Origin of the sequence: Halosimplex marinum, assembly GCF_051414075.1 — an archaeon.
Classification (GTDB): Archaea; Halobacteriota; Halobacteria; order Halobacteriales; family Haloarculaceae; genus Halosimplex; species Halosimplex marinum.
Genome location: NZ_JBLKNY010000004.1, coordinates 584914 through 602644, shown reverse-complemented (window position 1 = coordinate 602644; position 17731 = coordinate 584914). Strand labels below are relative to the sequence as shown.

The following is a 17731-nucleotide window of genomic DNA, read 5'->3' as shown; positions in this document are numbered from 1 at the left end:
GGGAGACCGGTACGCACAAGCATGATCCGGGATCACTCGCACCGTTCGGGAGACGGAGAGCCGTCGGCCGCGTTCGGCCGTCGAGACCGCCGCGCGGGGCCGTTCGACCCCCCACGCCGCGCGAGCGGCGGGCGGAGGTGACGACCGTGGCGTGCGTCCAGTCCGGGACGGGGTACGTGTTCGTCGTCCCGCGGGTCGTCTGTCCCCGCGGGTCGGGACCGTCGGCGCTCCCGCTGGCCGCGCTGGTCGCAGAGGAGACGGCGATCGGCCGGCTCGCCGACGAGTGGCGGGGAAGCGCCCTGCTGCCGCGGGCGGCGGTCGGGCCCGACGCCTCGACGCCCGCGGAGCCGTCGGTGTCGCTCGACCCCGGCGCCGAGGCGGCCCCGGACGCACCGGGGACCCCGAACGCTCCGGATGCCCCGGACGCCGCGGGCGATCCGGAGACGAGCGATGCCACGGACGCGCCGGAGACAGACGGGGGCCCGGGGCTGGCCGACCAGCCGCCCGGGATGGCGGCCGACGCCGACGAGCGCGACTCGTTCGTCCTCGGCGTCCACGCCGCGTCGGTCGGCGACGGGGACCCGACTTCGCCCGCGTCGCTCGTCGGCGTCCGCGTCCTGGCGCCCGGGGAGTACCGGGCGGTGCCGGTTCCCGTCTGGGAGGCGAACCCCTTCCCGATCGCCGCGCCGAGCGCGGTCGGTGAGCGTCCGCGGACGGACTGGACGGACACCGGGCTCACGCCCGAGCCGGGGGGCGGTCGACGCGTCGAGGTCACCGCGACGCTGTGGGCTGACCTGGGCGGCGACGCCGAGCGGTCCCGGCCGCTGTACGACGGGCTCGGATGGGCCGTGACCGACTCGCGAACCGTGACGTTCGGCGACGCCGGCGACGCCGACGCGGACCGCTTCGAGGTCGCGAGGTGACCGCCGTGTCTCGCCAGGCCACGACTCCCGAATCGCGCGCAGTCGATTCCGGTGTCGCGGGAGCCGGCCGGTCCGACCCCGGGGTCGCGGGAGCCGGTCGGTCCAAGCGACGCGGACCGGAGGGCACCGAGCGGCGGGGTGGTCGACCGTGAGCGACGACGACGGGTCGCTGTCCCGGCGGGCCGTCCTCGCGGGGCTCACCTCGGCCGGCGCGGTCGCGGCGGCCGGCGCCGGCGTCGGGACGAGGGCGGTGTTCCGCGACGACGAGCGCGTCGAGGGGTCGGCCGACAGCGGCGTCGTCGACCTCCGCGCGTCGTGGACGAGCGGCGGGGTCGACGCCTCGTTCGGGGCGGTCGACGCGGTCGGCGACGGCGGGAGCGACGCGGTCGCCCTGTCGCTGGCGCCCGCGAGCAACCCGGCGTACGTCTGGGTCCGGACGCGGTGTCGACGGTGTACCGAGATCGAGCGCAAACTCCGGGTCGCGCTCTCGCTGGTCGCCGACGGGACCGAGACGCGGCTGTTCCGCGGGCGACTCGGCGACGCCCGGGCGAGCCTGGGCGACGGCGTTCGGCTCGACGAGTCGATCGCGCCGGGAGACGACTGGCGGCTGACCGTCGAGTGGGAGCTCCGCGAGCCGCTGACGACCGACGCGACGGTCTCGGTCGACCTGGAGTTCTACGCGGCCCAGACGCGCAACGTCGCGGACCCCGAGACCTTCGGTCCGGGATGGGCCTGCCCGGCCGGGTGCGGCGACCGCCAGTCGGGGACGGCCGACATCAGCTGGGTCGGGTTCTGCGCGGCCTCGGGCGAGCGGCTCCGCCCGGCAGACCTGCGGTTCGAAGTCGACGGGTCGGTCCTCGAACTGACCGACGCGCCGGACGCCCTCGGGACGGTCCTGCTCAAGTACGGGACGAACCTGGCCGTCTTCGAGCGGGCCTCGCCGGGGCGGTTCGTCGCGGGGACCGGCGAGACGTACGACCAGCGCGGCTCCGGCTTCCCCGGGTCGGGCCGCTCGAATCCGACGCCGTGTCCCGGCGACTGCGGGCTGAAATACGACGTCGACGGCGGCGAGTTCGAATCAGACGGGTGTGACAATGACTGACAATTTCCGAACCAGAGTGCAAGCGCGGGTCGCATCGTACGACAGGTGGAGTCTCCTCAGGGCGGCGCTGGTGGCGCTGCTCGTCGCGGCGGTCGTCCCGTTCGTGGTCTTCGCGGTCCCGCAAGTCGTGGGCGCCGAGGCCAGCTACGTCGTCCTGAGCGGGAGCATGGAGCCGGCGATCAGCCCCGGCGACGTGGTGATCGTCAACGACGTGTCCCCGTCGGCCGTCTCGACGGGCGACGTGATCACCTTCGGCGGCGGCCCGACCGAGCCGCCGACGACCCACAGGGTGGTCGGGGTCGAACGGGAGGCCGGCGAGCTCGTCTTCGAGACGAAAGGCGACAACAACCAGGCGCCCGACCCCGAGCGGGCGTCGGCCGGCGAGCTCGCCGGGCGGGTGATGGAGCCGTCGCTGCCGGGAGTCGGTCCGACGCTGTTCGCGATCCCCTACATCGGGTTCGTCGTCCGCTTCGCCAACACCACCCACGGGTTCGCCGCGCTGGTGGTCGCGCCGCTGTCGCTGCTCGTCCTCTCGGAGGCGTGGAACGCGTTCGTCCGCCGGCGCGACGCCGCAGACGACGCCGGCAGCGACGGCCCCGAGAACGACGAGACGGACGCGACGGCTGCCGGCGTGCCGACGGATGGATCCGCCAGTGGGGAGCCCGACCCGGTCGTGACCCTCTCGCCGCGGGTCGGGGGACTGCTCGCCGTCGTGCTGGCGGCGCTGGCGGTCGTCGCCGGGCGCTACGCTCTCCAGGCGCGCCGCCCGGTCGCGGCCGTGGTCGCCGTCGGGTCGGGCATCGGCGCGCTCCTGCTAGTGGCGTTTCTCGCCGGTGCCACGCCCGAGGAGGCGGCCGACGAGGAGTCCGGGCCCGGTGGCGACCCGGACCCGGACACGGTACCCGACGGCGGGGAGCGAGTCGTCGCCGGGACCGTCGTCTCGGACCGCTCGCGCGCCAGGCGGGTCGAAGTCCGCGATATCGCCGCGTTCCGGGAGCTCGCGGCGGACTCGGACGCGTGGGTCGTCCACGACGAGGCCGCCGGCGAGTACGCGCTGCTCGAAGACGGCGTGACGTTCGTCGCGACCGACCCGGCGGAGCCGGGCGAACGGGACGACTCCCCTTCGGGTGCCCGAGCGGGCGACTCGCTCGCCGGATCTGACGACGTGACCGCGGACAGCGCGGCTACGGACGGGACGGCCGCGGACGACGCCGCCACGGGGCGGACCGACGGCGGGGTCGGCACCGGCGACGCCGCCGACGGCCCGCGGGACCGCGACGGTCGGGAGCGCGACGATGGGCCGGAGTGACCGCCGTACGGAGGCGAAAATCGCGGCGCTCGCGCTGTCGACGGCGCTGCTGTTCGCCGCGGCGACCGGCGGGCTCACTCACGGCGTCCTGATCGACCGGGAGTCGGTGAGCGCGACGCTGGCCGGCAACGCCGGCGCCGGGAACGCCCCGGTCTCCGGACCCCTGGGAGCGGGGAACACCCCCGATGGCGTCGAGACCGGGCCGAGCGGCCCCGGAGGCGGACCGGACGGTGCCGGGAACGCTCCGGGGAGCGGGGGCCCCCCGCTCGTCGCGGGCGGGTCCCCGGTCGAGGCACCGGTGGTACGCCCGAACCCCGTCGAACGACGGGGTCGCGCTCGCGACAGGCCGAGCGGTGCCAGGGGTGGCCCGAAGTGACGGAGCGACGGCCTCGACGGTCGGTCGCGACGGTCTTGCCGGGTGTCCGGACGAACACGCCGAAACGGAACGTCATCGTCCTCCTGACGTACCTGCTGTTGCTGGGCATCGCGCTGTCGGGGTTGACGGCCGCGGCCGATCTGCTGCTGGTGGGGACCGTCGCCGCGACGCGAACAGTAATATGAGTCGGGAACGTGTACGTAAGCCAACGGTTCCACCAGTGTTCGACCGACCCGGCGGCGAACCGGCGTCCGTGACGCCGGAACCGGCCACAGACGGCAGGTTCGAGGGCTTCCTCGAGGGGCACCGTCGGCCGGCCACGGGGCCGACACCGCTCGTCGCGGGTCGCCCTCGCGGACTGACCACGTCTACCGGCGGAGGTGTCGATGACCGCTGAGGTCCCCGACGGAACCGATACCGGCGGGGTCGACGCCGGCGACGGACTCTCCTCACGGGCGACGGTGCTGGTCGTCGACGACGACGAACTGTGGGGCCGGACCGCGGCTCGACTCCTCGAACGCCAGCGCGAACGGCTCTCAGTCGCGACGGCGACGACGCTCTCGGAGGGGGAGGCGGCCTTCGAACGCCTCGATCCCGACTGCGTCGTCTGCGACTACCGGCTCGACGACGCGACCGGCTTCGACCTCCTCTCGACCGTGCGTCGGGTCGACTCGGACCGGCCGTTCGTCCTCGTGACCGGCGAGGGGGACGAGGGGGTCGCCAGCGAGGCCATCAGGCGCGGCGCGACGGATTACGTCCGCAAGGGCCGCCACAGCGACGACCCGGGACTGCTGGCCGAGCGAGTGACCTCCGCGATCGGGGCTTACCGGACCCGGCGGGCGCTGACCCGCGAGCGTCGGAGCAAGGAGGCGATGCTCGACATCGTGACCACGACCGCCTCGCGAGAGACGCTCTGCCAGGCCTTCTGCGACCTCCTCGTCGACGAACACGGCTACGCCGGCGCGTGGATCGGGATCGAGGAGGGGGTCGACGGCCTCGACCCGTGGGCGGCGGTCGACTGCGGCGCCTACCTCGACCGCGTCGGCTCCGCCCAGCGGGCCGGTGACGGGGAGACTCCGGCTCTGATCGCGCGGAACCGGGGCGAGTCCTGCGTCGTCGACCGGATCGAATCGGACGACTCCGACGCGACCGTTCCGGCGGAGGGCGACCGCGACGGCGGGACCGACGACCGCGACTGGCGGTCGGCGGCGCTGGCGGCCGGTTTCCGGAGCGCCGCGGCCGTCCCCCTGGGCGAGGACGGCGGGCGCGTCGGCGTTCTGACGGTGTTCGCAGCCGAACCGGGAGCGTTCGACGAACGGGAGTGTCGGTTGCTGTCGGACTACGCGGCGACTATCGTCTACGCGCTTCGGACGGCCAGCTGGAAGCGGTCGCTGGTGTCTTCGGTGCCGGTGTCCGTCGAGTTCCGGTTCGCCGGCGACGAGGTGCCGCTGGTCGCGTTCGGCCGCCGGCTCCCCGCCGAGGCGTCGGTGTCGCTGGCCTCGACGGCGGTCAAGAGCGACCGATCGCTGCTGTATCTCCTCCGGGTGTCGGGCGTTCCCGGGTCGGCGATCCCGGACGCGGCGTCGGTACCGGGCGTCGAGTCGGTGCGCGTCGACGACGACGTGACGCCCGTCCGGGTCGAACTCGTCGCCGACGGACCGACGCCGGAGCGCCTGCTGGCGAACCGCGGAGCGAAGGTCACGGGGACCGCCGTCGGGAACGACGCGGTGACGGTCTCGGTGTCGTACCCCAGAGAGGGGGACATCCAGGCGCTCTCGCGGGCGCTCCGCGACGAGTTCTCCCGGGTGGACGTCGGGCGCATCAGGGCCGACGAGTCCGGGGCGGAGCCCGTCGTCGACGAAGGGCTCGCCGCGGACCTCACCGACAAGCAGCGGCAGGCGCTCGAGATCGCGTACCACGAGGGATACTTCGAACGGCCTCGCGAACACAACGCGACCGAGATCGCCGACGTGCTCGGGATCAACCGGGTCACGTTCACCCAGCACCTCCGGACCGCCGAACGGAAGGTCTTCGCGCGCCTGTTCGACTCCGACTGACGATCCCGCCCGCGCCGTCCGTTCGGTTCCGCACTCTCCGTCGGCGCCCGTATCCTGGTGCTCTCCGCCCGTTCCGGGCTCCGCCGACCGATGAAGTGGTAACCAGTTTTATAGTTATCTGCGACCGAAGGATACACAGTCCGATGGTCGAGTTCGTGGACGCCGTCGCGGGGCTAGCCGTCGCGAGCGCCGTCGTTTCGGCGGCGCTGGCCAGGGTTGCGCTGGCCCACCGGTCGGAGGTCGGCGCTCGCGGGCTCGCGCTCTCGATGGGCGGGGTGACGGTGTGGCTCGCGGCCTACGGGACCGCGCTCGCCTTCGAGACGGTCGTCCCGCCGGTCGTCGCATACAACTTCGTCATCCTCGCGGCCGGGGTGGGCACGGTCGGCTGGTTCCTCATGGCGCTGGAGTACACCAGCCAGCGGTTCCCGTCGCGCCGGGGGCTGGTCGCTCTGTTCGCGGTCCCGACCGCGACGCAGGCTTTCGCGTGGACGAACCCGGTTCACGAGCTGTTCTGGGCGCCGGGGACGACGCCCCTGCCGGGCGGCGGGCTCGACAGGGTCTACGGCCCGCTGTTCTACCCGCACGCGGCGTACAGCTACATGCTGGTCGCCGCGGCGACCGCGCTGTTGCTCCGCCACGCGCTACGCCGGCGGGGGGTCTTCCGGAAGCAGGCGGGCGCGATGGCGCTCGCCGGCGTCGGGCCGCTGCTCGCCGACATCGGCCACGTCACCCTGTCGGTCCTCGGCCCGCGTGTGGACCTGACGCCGCTGAGCTTCGTCTTCGGCGGACTGGTCGCCGCGTGGGCGCTGTTCCGCTACCGCTTCCTGGAACTGATGCCGGTCGCCCGCCGGACGGCCGTCGAACGGATGCGCGACCCGTTCGTCGCCCTCGACGACGAGGCGCGGATCATCGACGCCAACAGTCGGGCGGACGCGGTGCTCGGGACCGAACCGATCCTCGGGGACCCCGTCGCCGAGTACTGGCCGGCCGTCGAGCGGGCGCTCCCCGAGGACCCGGACGCGGCCCGAACCGTCGAACTCGTCGCCCGCGAGGAGGGCGGGGGTGAGAGCGCCGAGACCCGCAACTACAGCCTGAACGTCTCCCCGCTGCCGCTGGGCCCCGCCCGGACGGGGTGGGTCGTCGTCGCCCGCGACGTGACCGAACACAGGCGCAGGGAGTGCGAGCTCGCGACGAAGAACCGGGAGCTCGAACGGACGACCGCGCAGCTCCGCCGGAAGAACGACCAGCTCGAACGGCTCGCCGACATCGTCGCCCACGACCTCCGGACGCCGCTCGCGACGGCCGGGTCGCTGGTCGAGCTGATCCGGGCGGACCTCGGGGACGCCGACCCGTCGGTTCGGCGGTCGCTGTCGGACCTGGAGACCGTCCACGCGCGGCTCCGCGAGTTCGCCGACCGGATACCCGACCTCGCCCGCGAGAGCATGGCCGTCGAGACCGAGATGCCGTTCGACCTGGAGGCGATAGCCGAGGACGCCTGGACTGTCGTCGACACCGGGTCGCTTTCGCTCGTCGTCGAGGGGACCACGACGCTCCGCGGCCAGCCCTCGCGCGTCCAGCAGGCGCTGGAGAACCTCTTCGAGAACGCGGTCGTCCACGCCGTCGAACCGTTCGGCGCGGCGGGCCTACCGGCGAACCGATCCGGGCCCCCTGACCACTCCGATCCGGCCGGGCCCTCGGGACCCGACGCTGCGGGAGACTCCCCGGGGTCGAGGACCGACGGACCGACTCGGTCCGAGCCGCTGCTCCGCGGCGGGTCCGGCGACCCCGACTTCGACTTCGACCCCGACCTCGATCCCGGGTCGGTAACCGGTCCCGACAGCGACCCGGAATCCGGGAGCGACCCGGATTCCGGGACCGACCCGGCGACCGACCGGGAAGCCGACGAGTCGGCGACGACGGTCCGCGTCGGGACTCTCGGGGACGACGCGGGGTTCTACGTGGAGGACGACGGCCCGGGTATCCCGTCGGAGCGCCGGGAGCGCGCGCTCGCGTACGGCGCTGACGACGGGAAGGGAGGGTACGGGCTGGCGATCGTCCGGACGACGGTCGAGGCCCACGGCTGGGAGCTCTCGGTCACCGAAAGCGACGAGGGCGGCGCGCGCTTCGAGGTGCGGACCGGGGAGTGAGCGAGAGCGACCGGGTCAGTCGCGCCGCGTCTCGTCCGGCCGGGCGCGGCGGGCGACCCGCCGCAACGACGGCCCGACGGCGAGCAACAGGGCCGCGCCGTGGCCGCGCGGCTCCCACATGTAGACGTGGTTGAGCATGACGTAGGTGACGATGCCGAGGAAGAGGCTGAGCGACCACGCGGCGACGGCGATCCGGCCGACGCGGGCGTGGGACGTGTCGCGCAGTTCGCTGGGGCTGTGGGTCAGCCCGAGCACGACGGCGTGGAGGACGACCGGCACCGCCACCGCCGACAGGACGATGTGGACCGCGAGCATCGCCAGGTAGGCGTAGTAGACGGCGCCCTCGGCGAGGATGGCCTTCTCGAACCCGCCCCCGACCTTCAGCAGGTACATCACGAGGAAGACCACGATGAGCGAGAACGCCGTCAGCATCGCCCGCCGGTGTTTCGCGACCTCGCCCCGCTTGATGTAGCGGACCCCGACGAGGATCGAGACCAGCGCCAGCGAGTTGACGACGGCGATGGCGTCGCCCAGGAGGATGACGAGGTCGTCGCTAATCTGCGGGAACGGCGCGTAGGGCGTGAACGCACCGATGACGAGCACGTAGCCGATGGCCGAGAGGACGGCGGTCACGCGGCGCGGGTTCGCCCGCGCCCGCGATTGCAAGGTGTCAGCGACTGCCATACCGGATCTGTGGACGCCGCCGGTATACCCGCTTCGGAATCGCGGGCGACCGGCCTCGCGCCGTCTCGGACCTCGCCGCCGGCGACACACGCAAAAATCACCGCAAGCGTGAAACGGGGATCGGCCCAACTAGCGGGTATGAGCGCAGAGCAGGGCCAACGGCAGATCCGCTGTCTCGTCGCCAAGGTCGGGTCCGACGGCCACGACCGGGGCGCGCACGTCATCGCGCGGGCGCTGCGGGACGCGGGGTTCGAGGTCGTCTACTCCGGGCACCACCGCTCGCCCGACGAGGTCGTCCAGGCGGCGGTCCAGGAGGACGTGGACGTGCTCGGCATCTCCATCCGCTCGGGGGCGCACAACACGCTCGTCCCGAAGATCACGGACGGGCTGGCGGAGTACGGCGCCGCCGAGGACACGCTGGTACTGGTCGGCGGGGTCATCCCCGACGACGACAAGGATCGGCTTCGCGAGGAGGGGGTCGCCGAGATCTTCGGCCCCGGCGCGTCGATGGACGAGATGATCGACTCCATTCGCGAGACCGCACCCGAGCGACGATGACGAGCAGGGAGGAGGGAGGCGCCCCGGACGGTGACTCCCCGGACTCGAACTCGGACTCGGATCTGGACCCCCTCATCGCGGATCTGCTCGACGGGCAACACCGGGCGCTGGCGCGGACGATCACCAGGATCGAGAACCGCTCGCCCGGCTACCGGGAACTGGTCTCCCAGTTGCACGCCCACACCGGCGACGCCGACGTGATCGGGATCACCGGCAGCCCCGGCGCCGGGAAGTCGACGCTGGTCGACAAGCTCGCCGCCACGTACCGCGAGGCGGGCCTGACCGTCGGCGTCATCGCCATCGACCCGGCCTCGCCCTTTACCGGCGGTGCGGTGCTGGGCGACCGGATCCGCATGGCCTCGAACGTCGGCGACATGGACGTGTTCTTCCGCTCGATGTCGGCCCGCGGGACGCTCGGCGGGCTCTCGACCGCGACGACGGACGCCGTCAAGGCCCTGGACGCGTTCGGCAAGGACAAGGTCATCATCGAGACCGTCGGTGCCGGGCAGAACGAGGTCGACATCGTCCGGACGGCCGACACGGTCGTGGTGCTGGTGCCGCCCGGGAGCGGCGACGACGTGCAGATGCTCAAGGCGGGGATCCTGGAGATCGCCGACCTGTTCGTCGTCAACAAGGCCGACCTGGAGGGCGCCGACCGCACGGTCCAGGAGCTGCGGGAGATGCTCCAGCTGCGGGACGGCCGGGTCGAGGTCGGCGGCCACCACGGCTTCGCGGAGACGACCGTCGACGTGAGCGACGGCGCGGACGCCGAATCGCCCGGGTCCGAGGACGCCGATGCCGACGCCCCCGCACAGGAACCCTGGGACCCGCCGATCGTCGAGACGGTCGCCGACCGCGGCGAGGGGATCGACGACCTCGTGGCGGCCATGGACGACCACCGGGCGCACCTCGTCGAGTCGGGACAGCTGGAATCGAAGGCACGGACGCGCTACGCCGAGGAGATCCGGACCCTGATCCGGGAGGATGTCCGCGGGCTGCTCGCCGAGGAGATCGAGGCCCGCGGCGGCCTCGACGAACGGGTCGACGCGGTCCTGCGCCGCGAGACGGACCCCTACACCGTGGCCGAGGAGGTCCTCGAACCGCTCGCCGACTGCGTGGCCGAGCGGCGCGACCGGCGGGAGTAGCCGGGCGCCGACCGAGTCTGTTCGGCCGGAGTCGCGGTCGCCGGTGGGGCGGTCGCCCTTGGGTTGTCCGCTGAGCATCACTTATAAGCGGGCGAGGCCCCAACGCTCCGATATGAAACTGCGGACAGTCGTCGGAGCGACGCTCGGCGCAGTCGGCGCGGCAGCCGCGACCAACCGGGTGCTCGGCCGGCGGGCCGGCGAACTCGGTCCCCCACTGGCGGGCGAGTCCGGCACCTACCGCTGGCGGGGGTTCGACGTGGCCTACACCGAGGCCGGCGACCCCGACGACCGGGACCTGGTCCTCCTCCACGGGATCAACGCCGCGGCGACCAGCAACGAGTGGCGCGCCGTCTTCGAGGGGCTCGCCGAGGACTACCACGTCGTCGCGCCCGACCTGCCGGGGTTCGGCCGGTCGGACCGCCCGCCGCTGACCTACTCGGCGTCGCTGTACACCACGTTCGTCCGCGACTTCCTGACCGACACGAGCGACGACGCCGTCGTCGTCGCGTCGTCGCTGACCGGCGCCTACGCCGCCGACGCCGCCCGCGACGCGGACGTGTCGCGGCTCGTGCTGGTCTGCCCGACCGCCGACACGGTCCCGGGCCGGCGCGTCTGGCTCCGGTCGCTGATCCGCGCGCCCGTCGTCGGACAGGCGATCTACAACGGGATCGTGAGCGAGCGCTCGATCCGCCACTTCCACGACGACCACGGCTACCACGACCGCTCGAACCTCAACGACGAGACCGTCCGCTACGAGTGGGAGAGCGCCCACCAGCCGGGCGCGCGGTTCGCGCCGGCCTCCTTCGTCAGCGGCCACCTCGACCCCGACGTCGACCTGGCCGCGGTGCTGGGCGACCTGGGCGTCCCGGTCACGCTCGTCTGGGGCACCGAGACGGACATGCCGCCGCTGTCGGCCGGCCGCGAACTCGCGGAGGCCGCCGACGTGGAACTGGTCTCGATCGGCGACTCAGCGCTGCTCCCCCACGTCGAACACCCCGCCGAGTTCCTCGACGTGGTCCGCGGCGAGCGCCAGCGAACCGACGCCTGACGCGGTTCGTGCCCCGCTCGGTCGCCGCACTCCGGTGTCGATACCGCCGTCGTCGGGCACGGCACGTCGACTCCAAGGACCGTCGAAACCGATGGCCCGCGACCGGTGCGAGTGATTTCCTCGAAAGCCTATTTACGCTCCAGTGACACCTTCGAGTATGAACGGCGCAGCCATCTTGTTCGGACTGTTGATGGTCGGGATGGGTGCGTTCGCGGTCAAGTTCCCGATGCGGATCCGGAGTCACCCGTCCGGCCGGGAGTGGCAACAGAACCCGGACAAGGCGGCGCGAAAGCAGCGCATCTGGGGGTTCTTGCTCGGACTGGCGATCATCGCCCTTGGCGTGTTCGGCATCGTCTGGGGACTGATCGCCTGACGACGCGACGCGGAGCGGCCGCGCCACCCGTCCTTACCGCGGCCGGAAGACGACCGCGCGGTCGCCGGTGGTCTCCCGTTCCCCCACGCCGATCCCGACGGGCATCCCCACGTCGACCTCGTCGGGGTCGACGCCCCGGAGCAGGCCGGTCACGCGGACGGGGCCGTAGTCGACGATGGCGGTGACGTAGGGGGTGTCGGCGCTGAACTGCGGCGTCGCCACCGAGACCTCGGTGAACGTCGCCACCTCGCCGGAATCGGGTAGCTGTGTCTCCGAGAGCTCGCGGCTCCCGCAGTCGGGACAGACCCGCCGCGGCGGGAGCCAGCCGTGGCCGTTCTCGCACTCGACGTAGTACCCCTCGCCGTCCGCGACCGCGTCGAGCCAGTCGTCGAACGCGCCGTCCCTGGCTTTGTCGCTCATTCTACCACCTCCAGAGCGAAGCTCTGGCGTAATCGCAGGAACTCAAACCGCGAGTTCATGCGACCACCTCCAGCACGTGGACGGTCGCGCTCGCGACCGTGCCGCCCGCGTTGTGCGCGACGCCGACCTGAGCGTCGCCCACGTCGTCGGACCACGCGGACTCGCCCTCCAGCACCCTCGCCAGCGAGACGACCTGCGCGACGCCGGTCGCGCCGACGGGGTGGCCCTTGGCCTTCAGCCCGCCCGAGAGGTTCACAGGCGTCTCCCCGGTCGCGTGGGTCTCGCCATCGCGGGCGGCGGCGATCCCCTCGCCGGGTTCGTAGAGGCCGAGCGACTCGACGGCGAGCACCTCGGCGATTGTGAAACAGTCGTGGACCTCGGCGATGTCCACGTCCTCGGGGCCGACGCCGGCGTCGTCGTAGGCCTCGTCGGCGGCCTTGTTGGCGGCCGGCGAGCGCGCGAGGTTCTCGCGGTCGTGGAGCGCGAGGTTGTCGCCGCCCTGGCCGGTCCCCGTTATCGCGACGGAGGCGTCCAGCCCGTGCTCCGCGGCGTACTCGGCGCTGGTCAGGACGGCGGCGCTGGCGCCGTCGGTGATCGGGCAGGCGTCGTACAGCCCCAGCGGGTCGGCGACCATCGGCGCCTCCAGGGCGTCCTCGACGGTGATCTCCTTGCGGAGCTGGGCGTGTTCGTTCGGGAGGGCGTGGTCGTGGTTCTTCACGGCGACGTGGGCGAGGTCCTCGCGGGCGCCGCCGAACTCCCGGAAGTACGCCCGGGCCATCAGCGCGTAGGCGCCGGGGAAGGTCATCCCGGCGCGGATCTCGTAGAGGTCGTCGGCGGCGATCGAGAGGGCGTCCGTCGCGCCCGCGGTACCGATGTTCGTCATGCGCTCGGCGCCGCCGACGAGGATCACGTCCGCCTCGCCGCTGCGGAGGTGTCTGACCGCCTCGCGGACCGCCGCGCCGCTGGAGGCGCAAGCGGCCTCGTAGCGTGTCGCCGGCACGTCGAGGCCGACTGCCTCGGCCATCAGCGGGGCCTGGTGGCCCTGGTGTTCGGCGAGTTCGCCCATGAAGTTGCCGTAGAACAGCGCCTCGACGTCGCCGGGGTCGACCCCCGAGTCGTCGAGCGCCGCCAGTCCGGCCTCCGCGAACAGGTCCCGGCCCGTCCGCTCGGAGTGCTCCCCGAAGTCGGTCAACCCGACGCCGGTGACGCGTGGGTGGCTCATCGACTACCCGTACGGACTCCAGGCGGTAAAAGACGCGCGTTCACGTGTAAACCGGACGCACGATCATGTCGTAGTCCGGCGGTCCGGTCGACCGCGTGACGGCGCGACCGGCGCGGGCGAACCACAGTCGCGCCGTCACTCGGCGACCCGTTCGAGGTGTCCGTCGTGGAGCCAGGCTCGATACGCTCCCCGGAGCCCGCGCGGGTCGCGCAGACGGAGGAGCGTGTGGGGGAACGTCCCGGGGAGCATTACGTCGGCGGTGCGTAGCGGTTCATCGGGGAGCCCGCCGTCCTCGCGATAGTCGGCCGCCAGCGGGTCGAAGGCGGCACCGAACTCCGGGGTGTGGCCCGCCTGGTGGACCCGGACGACGGTCGGCGCCCGCGCGACGACGTACACGTCGTCTCCGAGGGTGTACCCGCGCAGGAAGTCCGACTCGACCCACAGCCGGACGCCGCGGAGCAGCGACCCCTCGCCGGGACCGGCGTCGGCCGACCCCGCCGGCCCGTGGTGGGCGTCGAACCCGCGGAGGTAGTCGGGCCAGGCGCGCTCGTGTTCGGTCACCGCCGGAGCGTCGGTCGCCGAGGTGTCGGTCGCCGGTTCGCTCGCGGACGGGTCGGCGGTCGGAGACGTACCTGCGGGCGGGACGGGCGCGCGGGCGGTGACGAGCCGGTTCCAGCCGGCGACGACCGGGACCGCGAGCAGGCCGACCGCCGTCAGCAGGAGGGCGCGGACGGTCGAACGCGTCATACCCCGAACCGCTCCGCAGTCCGGCATATGTCTTGTGGCGTGACAGCTATGTCGGCGGCCGCCCTCGTACCGCCGTGCGCGTCGTCCTGTTCACTTCGGCGGAACCGCTGTACCTCCCGCGGTACCTCCGGCCGGTGGTCCGCTCCCACGCCGACTCGATCGCCGCGGTCGTCGTCGCCCCGCCCCGGAAGCCGCGACGCGAGCAGGTGCGGGACTACCTGCGAGCCCTCGGCCCGGGCGCGTTCCCGCGGATGGGCCTGCGCTTCGCCCGCGGGGCGGCCCTCGACGCGCTCCCGCCGGGGCTCCAGCGGGTCGCGACCGGCCGCTACCACGGCGTCGCCTCGCTCGCCCGCGACCACGGCGTCCCGGTCCGGCGCGTCCCCGACACCGCCGACGGGGAGTTTCTCGACTGGTACCGCCGGGTCGACCCGGACGTGGCGCTCTCGATCATCTGCGGACAGCGGTTGCCCCCGGCGGTCCTCGACGTGCCCGACTACGCCGTCAACGTCCACGGATCGCTGCTCCCGAAGTACCGCGGACGCGCCACGGCGTTCTGGCCGCTGTACTACGGCGACGACGAGTCCGGCGTCACCGCCCACCTGATGACCGAGGAGTTCGACGCCGGCCCCATAATCGAACAGCGCTCGTTCCCGATCGACCCCGACGACTCGATGCACGACCTGTCGCTGAAGATCGCGGAGACCGGCGGCCCGCTGGCGGTCGACCTCCTCGACCGCTACCCCGCGTTCGAGACGCGCCCGAACCCCACCGGCCCCGAGGACTACCACACCCTCCCGACGCCCGCCGAACGCCGCGAGTTCCGCCGGCGGGGCAACGCTTTCCTGTGAGCGTCGCCGCCCGACCGACCTACACCCCGTGTCGCCGTCCGACCGACCTACACCCCGTGTCGCCGTCCGCCCTACATCCCCATGTCCTCGGCGGCCTCGGGCACCGGCAGGTCACGCGGGGCGACGCCGAGCAGTTCGGCGGCGTGGTCCAGCGCCATGTCGAACCCGTAGTACCGCTCCAGTTCGTCGCCGTCGGCGGTCGGCCGGACCTTCAGCATCGCGTAGCCCTCGGTGTTCTGGGCGACGGCGGCGGTCGCCCCGTCGCGCTCGAAGGTCAGCAGGCGCTCGGTCTCGGTCTCCTCGTAGCGGGCCGTGATCCCCTCGCTCGTCGCGGTCGCGTCGGTCATTGGCGGATCTGTGGACCGGTGATAGTCGTAGGCTTCGATCCCCGGTCGACTCGTCGCCGCGTCGTGGCTCGGCGACGCGCCCGTCCGCCGTCGTGCACCCGCACCACCGGGAACCACAAGAGTCGAACGGCCCCGGTGCGACACTCGTTCCATGACCAAGTGGCTCGGGAGCGGGCGCCGCCGGGACATCTGCGTGATCCTCGCCGGGGAGGGACCGCTCAACGGCCAGGCGCTCAAATCGCGGCTCGAATCGCACTACGACGAGCGGATCGACCCGAAGTCGTTCTACGGCGCGCTGGACACGCTCGTCGACAACGGCCACCTCGAACTCCGGGAGTCCGGCATCCACGACGAGTACGCGCTGACCGACGCCGGCCGCCGGATGGTCGACGAGCAGTTCGCGTGGATGGCCGACCACCTCGACGACGAGTGAATTCTTAAGGACGCGCGGCGTAGTTCGGACGAGATGGTCCCCGAAATCCGTCCTCTCGTCCGCGGTCTGACCGTCGCGGCGACCGCCGCGTTGCTCGCCGTGCTGGGCTACTACCTGGTCCAGCCCGGGGGCACGTGGTCCCGGCTCGCGCTGTTCGCGGCGATCGGCGGGGCGGCCGTCGCTGGGGCGGCCGGCGCCGTCTCCCGGCGCCCCCTCGTCGCGGCCGGCGGCGCCTGCGGCCTGTTCCTGCTGGGGTTCTGGCAGGCGGCCCTCTGGATGTTCGTCTTTCCCGCGGCCGGGCTCCTGATCGTCGCCGCCCTCCTCGGTGCGACCGACGACGGGCCGACCGCGCCGGTCGCGGGGTAAGGTAGAACCGGGGGCCGACCGGCGGGCCGGGCGCGGAGCCGACCGTCGTTGAGATGGCACGCTTTTACCCGCGGCGACCCCAGTTCCGGTATGGTCACCAGGGACGCCACGTGGGCCTACCGCGACGAGTTCGGTGACGAATTCGCCCGCACGTACTTCCGGCGGTTCGGCGAGGGCGTCGTCTCCAGCGTCGGCGTCGGCACCTACCTCGGAGACCCGACCGACGAGGTCGACGACGCCTACCGCGAGGCGAGCGTCGAGGCGCTCCAGTCGGGGATCAACGTCGTCGACACGGCGATCAACTACCGCAACCAGCGCAGCGAACGGGTCGTCGGAGAGGCCATCGAAGCCGCCGAGGTGGACCGCGAGGCCGTTCTCGTCGCCACGAAGGGGGGGTTCGTCCCCTTCGACGGCGAGCGACCGGACGACCCCGGCCGGTGGATCCAGGAAGAGTACGTCGACACCGGCATCGTCGACGCCGACGACCTCGTGGCCGGCCAGCACTGCATCGCCCCCGGGTACATCGACGACCAGCTCGACCGCTCGCTGGACAACCTCGGACTGGACACGATCGACCTGTACTACGTCCACAATCCGGAGACACAGCTGGCCGACCGCCCGGCCGACGAGGTCTACGACCGGCTGGAAGACACGTTCACCCGCCTCGAAGAGCGGGCCGCCGAGGGCGACATCCGCCAGTACGGCGTGGCGACGTGGGAGGCCTTCCGCGTCCCCGCGGCGGACGACAGCTACCTCTCGCTGGCGGAGGTCGTCTCGCGGGCCCGCGAGGCGGCCAAGCGGGCGAACAACGCGGCGACGCACTTCCGGGCGATACAGCTACCGTTCAACGTCGTGATGGCCGACGCGTTCACCGTCGAGGCCCAGGAGGGGTCCGAGGGCGCCCAGTCGACGCTGTGGTTCGCCCACGACGCGGGGCTGAACGTCTTCACGAGCGCGTCGCTGGCCCAGGGGAAGCTCGCCCGCGCGGGGCTGCCCGAGGAGGTGGCCGAGCGGGTCGAGGGCGAGACGAGCGCCCAGAAGGCGATCAACTTCGCCCGGAGCGCGCCCGGCGTGACGTGCTCGCTGGTCGGGATGGGCTCGCCCGAGCACGTCGCGGAGAACGTCGCGGCGGGGACCCACCCGCCGCTCGGCGCGGATTCGTTCGACGCCGTCTTCGAGTGAGGAAAGGACGGTTGTCGGGCGGCTGGCGGGTGGTCGGCGGCGCTCGGACTGACGCGCGAGCCGAGCGGGCGGTCACCCCACCTGTTTCCACTTGCTGTCGCACTCCGGGCAGACCCGGACGGTGCCGACCTCGTCGGGGTCGTTCTCGGTCGCGAGCTCCTCCTCGCACTCGCTGCAGGCCAGGCGCTCGTAGACGTCTTTCTCGATCTCGCCCGAACGCAACCCCTTCCGGACCGATTTCATGGCCGGGGGTACGACACCGACTCTGAAAAACCCCATGCATAGATCCGACACACCACGGTCGGACGCGGCCGGGCGGACCGTCCGGGTGCGGGCGGCCGGCCGCCCGTGTAGCGGACGGCTCCGCCGAGTTCGCAACCCTTGAAGGGTAGCGGACGAACCCCGTGGTGTGACGCGCCGCCAGCTGTTCGGGTCGCTCTGTGC

At 72.6% G+C, this 17731-nt stretch carries 21 protein-coding genes; 15 read left to right on the top strand and 6 right to left on the bottom strand.

Annotated elements, in window-relative coordinates:
• Positions 1 to 146 precede the first annotated feature (146 nt).
• The 7 genes from ACMGFI_RS11085 to ACMGFI_RS11055 all read left to right on the top strand — a co-directional run bounded on the left by ACMGFI_RS11085 (position 147) and on the right by ACMGFI_RS11055 (position 7914).
• Complete coding sequence (locus tag ACMGFI_RS11085; protein WP_436909657.1) at positions 147 to 923, top strand: hypothetical protein; 777 nt, start codon at positions 147 to 149, stop codon at positions 921 to 923.
• A gap of 148 nt (positions 924 to 1071) precedes the next feature.
• On the top strand, positions 1072 to 2025 hold the full coding sequence (locus ACMGFI_RS11080; protein WP_436909656.1) for a hypothetical protein: 954 nt from the start codon (positions 1072 to 1074) through the stop codon (positions 2023 to 2025).
• A complete protein-coding gene (locus tag ACMGFI_RS11075; RefSeq protein WP_436909655.1) occupies positions 2018 to 3334 on the top strand; it encodes a signal peptidase I in 1317 nt (438 codons plus the stop codon). The genes ACMGFI_RS11080 and ACMGFI_RS11075 overlap by 8 nt, the downstream gene beginning before the upstream one ends.
• A complete protein-coding gene (locus ACMGFI_RS11070) occupies positions 3321 to 3710 on the top strand; it encodes a hypothetical protein (protein WP_436909654.1) in 390 nt (129 codons plus the stop codon). The genes ACMGFI_RS11075 and ACMGFI_RS11070 overlap by 14 nt, the downstream gene beginning before the upstream one ends.
• Before the next feature lie 35 nt (positions 3711 to 3745).
• Positions 3746 to 3895, top strand: a complete 150-nt coding sequence (locus tag ACMGFI_RS11065) for a hypothetical protein (RefSeq protein WP_436909652.1) — start codon at positions 3746 to 3748, stop codon at positions 3893 to 3895.
• Between the two features lie 201 nt (positions 3896 to 4096).
• Complete coding sequence (locus tag ACMGFI_RS11060) at positions 4097 to 5767, top strand: helix-turn-helix domain-containing protein (RefSeq protein ID WP_436909651.1); 1671 nt, start codon at positions 4097 to 4099, stop codon at positions 5765 to 5767.
• 143 nt (positions 5768 to 5910) lie between these two features.
• Positions 5911 to 7914, top strand: coding sequence for a sensor histidine kinase (locus tag ACMGFI_RS11055; protein WP_436909650.1), 2004 nt, complete (start codon positions 5911 to 5913; stop codon positions 7912 to 7914).
• A gap of 15 nt (positions 7915 to 7929) precedes the next feature.
• Here ACMGFI_RS11055 and ACMGFI_RS11050 read toward each other — a convergent pair whose 3' ends face one another.
• A complete protein-coding gene (locus ACMGFI_RS11050; RefSeq protein WP_436909648.1) occupies positions 7930 to 8598 on the bottom strand; it encodes a DUF420 domain-containing protein in 669 nt (222 codons plus the stop codon).
• A 138-nt stretch (positions 8599 to 8736) separates the two neighbouring features.
• On the opposite strand from ACMGFI_RS11050, the gene ACMGFI_RS11045 reads away from it, so the two are divergent.
• From ACMGFI_RS11045 to ACMGFI_RS11030, 4 genes are all read left to right on the top strand, one after another.
• Positions 8737 to 9156 (top strand): cobalamin B12-binding domain-containing protein, encoded by a 420-nt coding sequence (locus ACMGFI_RS11045; RefSeq protein WP_436909647.1) that lies wholly within the window; start codon positions 8737 to 8739, stop codon positions 9154 to 9156.
• A 62-nt stretch (positions 9157 to 9218) separates the two neighbouring features.
• Positions 9219 to 10301 carry a methylmalonyl Co-A mutase-associated GTPase MeaB gene (gene meaB / locus ACMGFI_RS11040; RefSeq protein WP_436910234.1) on the top strand — a complete coding sequence of 361 codons (1083 nt, stop codon included), beginning with the start codon at positions 9219 to 9221 and terminating at the stop codon, positions 10299 to 10301.
• Positions 10302 to 10413: 112 nt separating this feature from the next.
• On the top strand, positions 10414 to 11349 hold the full coding sequence (locus tag ACMGFI_RS11035) for an alpha/beta fold hydrolase (protein ID WP_436909646.1): 936 nt from the start codon (positions 10414 to 10416) through the stop codon (positions 11347 to 11349).
• 157 nt (positions 11350 to 11506) lie between these two features.
• Positions 11507 to 11722 carry a hypothetical protein gene (locus ACMGFI_RS11030; protein WP_436909645.1) on the top strand — a complete coding sequence of 72 codons (216 nt, stop codon included), beginning with the start codon at positions 11507 to 11509 and terminating at the stop codon, positions 11720 to 11722.
• A 33-nt stretch (positions 11723 to 11755) separates the two neighbouring features.
• On the opposite strand, the gene ACMGFI_RS11025 is transcribed toward ACMGFI_RS11030, so the two are convergent.
• The 3 genes from ACMGFI_RS11025 to ACMGFI_RS11015 form a co-directional block, all read right to left on the bottom strand.
• Positions 11756 to 12142 carry a Zn-ribbon domain-containing OB-fold protein gene (locus ACMGFI_RS11025; RefSeq protein ID WP_436909643.1) on the bottom strand — a complete coding sequence of 129 codons (387 nt, stop codon included), beginning with the start codon at positions 12140 to 12142 and terminating at the stop codon, positions 11756 to 11758.
• A gap of 55 nt (positions 12143 to 12197) precedes the next feature.
• Positions 12198 to 13364: a thiolase domain-containing protein gene (locus ACMGFI_RS11020; protein WP_436909642.1), complete on the bottom strand. Its 1167-nt coding sequence runs from the start codon at positions 13362 to 13364 to the stop codon at positions 12198 to 12200.
• Positions 13365 to 13499: 135 nt separating this feature from the next.
• Positions 13500 to 14111 carry a hypothetical protein gene (locus ACMGFI_RS11015; protein ID WP_436909640.1) on the bottom strand — a complete coding sequence of 204 codons (612 nt, stop codon included), beginning with the start codon at positions 14109 to 14111 and terminating at the stop codon, positions 13500 to 13502.
• Between the two features lie 74 nt (positions 14112 to 14185).
• Between ACMGFI_RS11015 and ACMGFI_RS11010 the strand changes: the two genes are divergently transcribed.
• On the top strand, positions 14186 to 14959 hold the full coding sequence (locus ACMGFI_RS11010) for a methionyl-tRNA formyltransferase (protein WP_436909639.1): 774 nt from the start codon (positions 14186 to 14188) through the stop codon (positions 14957 to 14959).
• 71 nt (positions 14960 to 15030) lie between these two features.
• Here ACMGFI_RS11010 and ACMGFI_RS11005 read toward each other — a convergent pair whose 3' ends face one another.
• On the bottom strand, positions 15031 to 15306 hold the full coding sequence (locus ACMGFI_RS11005) for a DUF7111 family protein (RefSeq protein ID WP_436909638.1): 276 nt from the start codon (positions 15304 to 15306) through the stop codon (positions 15031 to 15033).
• A gap of 151 nt (positions 15307 to 15457) precedes the next feature.
• Between ACMGFI_RS11005 and ACMGFI_RS11000 the strand changes: the two genes are divergently transcribed.
• The 3 genes from ACMGFI_RS11000 (at position 15458) to ACMGFI_RS10990 (ending at position 17287) form a co-directional block, all read left to right on the top strand.
• Complete coding sequence (locus tag ACMGFI_RS11000; RefSeq protein WP_436909637.1) at positions 15458 to 15739, top strand: PadR family transcriptional regulator; 282 nt, start codon at positions 15458 to 15460, stop codon at positions 15737 to 15739.
• Between the two features lie 33 nt (positions 15740 to 15772).
• On the top strand, positions 15773 to 16105 hold the full coding sequence (locus tag ACMGFI_RS10995) for a hypothetical protein (protein ID WP_436909636.1): 333 nt from the start codon (positions 15773 to 15775) through the stop codon (positions 16103 to 16105).
• 90 nt (positions 16106 to 16195) lie between these two features.
• Complete coding sequence (locus ACMGFI_RS10990; RefSeq protein WP_436909635.1) at positions 16196 to 17287, top strand: aldo/keto reductase; 1092 nt, start codon at positions 16196 to 16198, stop codon at positions 17285 to 17287.
• Positions 17288 to 17359: 72 nt separating this feature from the next.
• Here the strand turns inward: ACMGFI_RS10990 and ACMGFI_RS10985 are convergent, their stop codons facing one another.
• Positions 17360 to 17530: an HVO_0758 family zinc finger protein gene (locus ACMGFI_RS10985; RefSeq protein WP_436909633.1), complete on the bottom strand. Its 171-nt coding sequence runs from the start codon at positions 17528 to 17530 to the stop codon at positions 17360 to 17362.
• Positions 17531 to 17731 lie beyond the last annotated feature (201 nt).

Coding starts and splice junctions, on each gene's coding strand:
- ACMGFI_RS11075 (WP_436909655.1), top strand. CDS start 2,018: ATGACTGACAATTTCCGAACCAGAGTGCAAGCGCGGGTCGCATCGTAC.
- ACMGFI_RS11070 (WP_436909654.1), top strand. CDS start 3,321: ATGGGCCGGAGTGACCGCCGTACGGAGGCGAAAATCGCGGCGCTCGCG.
- ACMGFI_RS11060 (WP_436909651.1), top strand. CDS start 4,097: ATGACCGCTGAGGTCCCCGACGGAACCGATACCGGCGGGGTCGACGCC.
- ACMGFI_RS11055 (WP_436909650.1), top strand. CDS start 5,911: ATGGTCGAGTTCGTGGACGCCGTCGCGGGGCTAGCCGTCGCGAGCGCC.
- ACMGFI_RS11050 (WP_436909648.1), bottom strand. CDS start 8,598: ATGGCAGTCGCTGACACCTTGCAATCGCGGGCGCGGGCGAACCCGCGC.
- ACMGFI_RS11045 (WP_436909647.1), top strand. CDS start 8,737: ATGAGCGCAGAGCAGGGCCAACGGCAGATCCGCTGTCTCGTCGCCAAG.
- ACMGFI_RS11035 (WP_436909646.1), top strand. CDS start 10,414: ATGAAACTGCGGACAGTCGTCGGAGCGACGCTCGGCGCAGTCGGCGCG.
- ACMGFI_RS11030 (WP_436909645.1), top strand. CDS start 11,507: ATGAACGGCGCAGCCATCTTGTTCGGACTGTTGATGGTCGGGATGGGT.
- ACMGFI_RS11025 (WP_436909643.1), bottom strand. CDS start 12,142: ATGAGCGACAAAGCCAGGGACGGCGCGTTCGACGACTGGCTCGACGCG.
- ACMGFI_RS11020 (WP_436909642.1), bottom strand. CDS start 13,364: ATGAGCCACCCACGCGTCACCGGCGTCGGGTTGACCGACTTCGGGGAG.
- ACMGFI_RS11015 (WP_436909640.1), bottom strand. CDS start 14,111: ATGACGCGTTCGACCGTCCGCGCCCTCCTGCTGACGGCGGTCGGCCTG.
- ACMGFI_RS11005 (WP_436909638.1), bottom strand. CDS start 15,306: ATGACCGACGCGACCGCGACGAGCGAGGGGATCACGGCCCGCTACGAG.
- ACMGFI_RS11000 (WP_436909637.1), top strand. CDS start 15,458: ATGACCAAGTGGCTCGGGAGCGGGCGCCGCCGGGACATCTGCGTGATC.
- ACMGFI_RS10995 (WP_436909636.1), top strand. CDS start 15,773: ATGGTCCCCGAAATCCGTCCTCTCGTCCGCGGTCTGACCGTCGCGGCG.
- ACMGFI_RS10990 (WP_436909635.1), top strand. CDS start 16,196: ATGGTCACCAGGGACGCCACGTGGGCCTACCGCGACGAGTTCGGTGAC.
- ACMGFI_RS10985 (WP_436909633.1), bottom strand. CDS start 17,530: ATGAAATCGGTCCGGAAGGGGTTGCGTTCGGGCGAGATCGAGAAAGAC.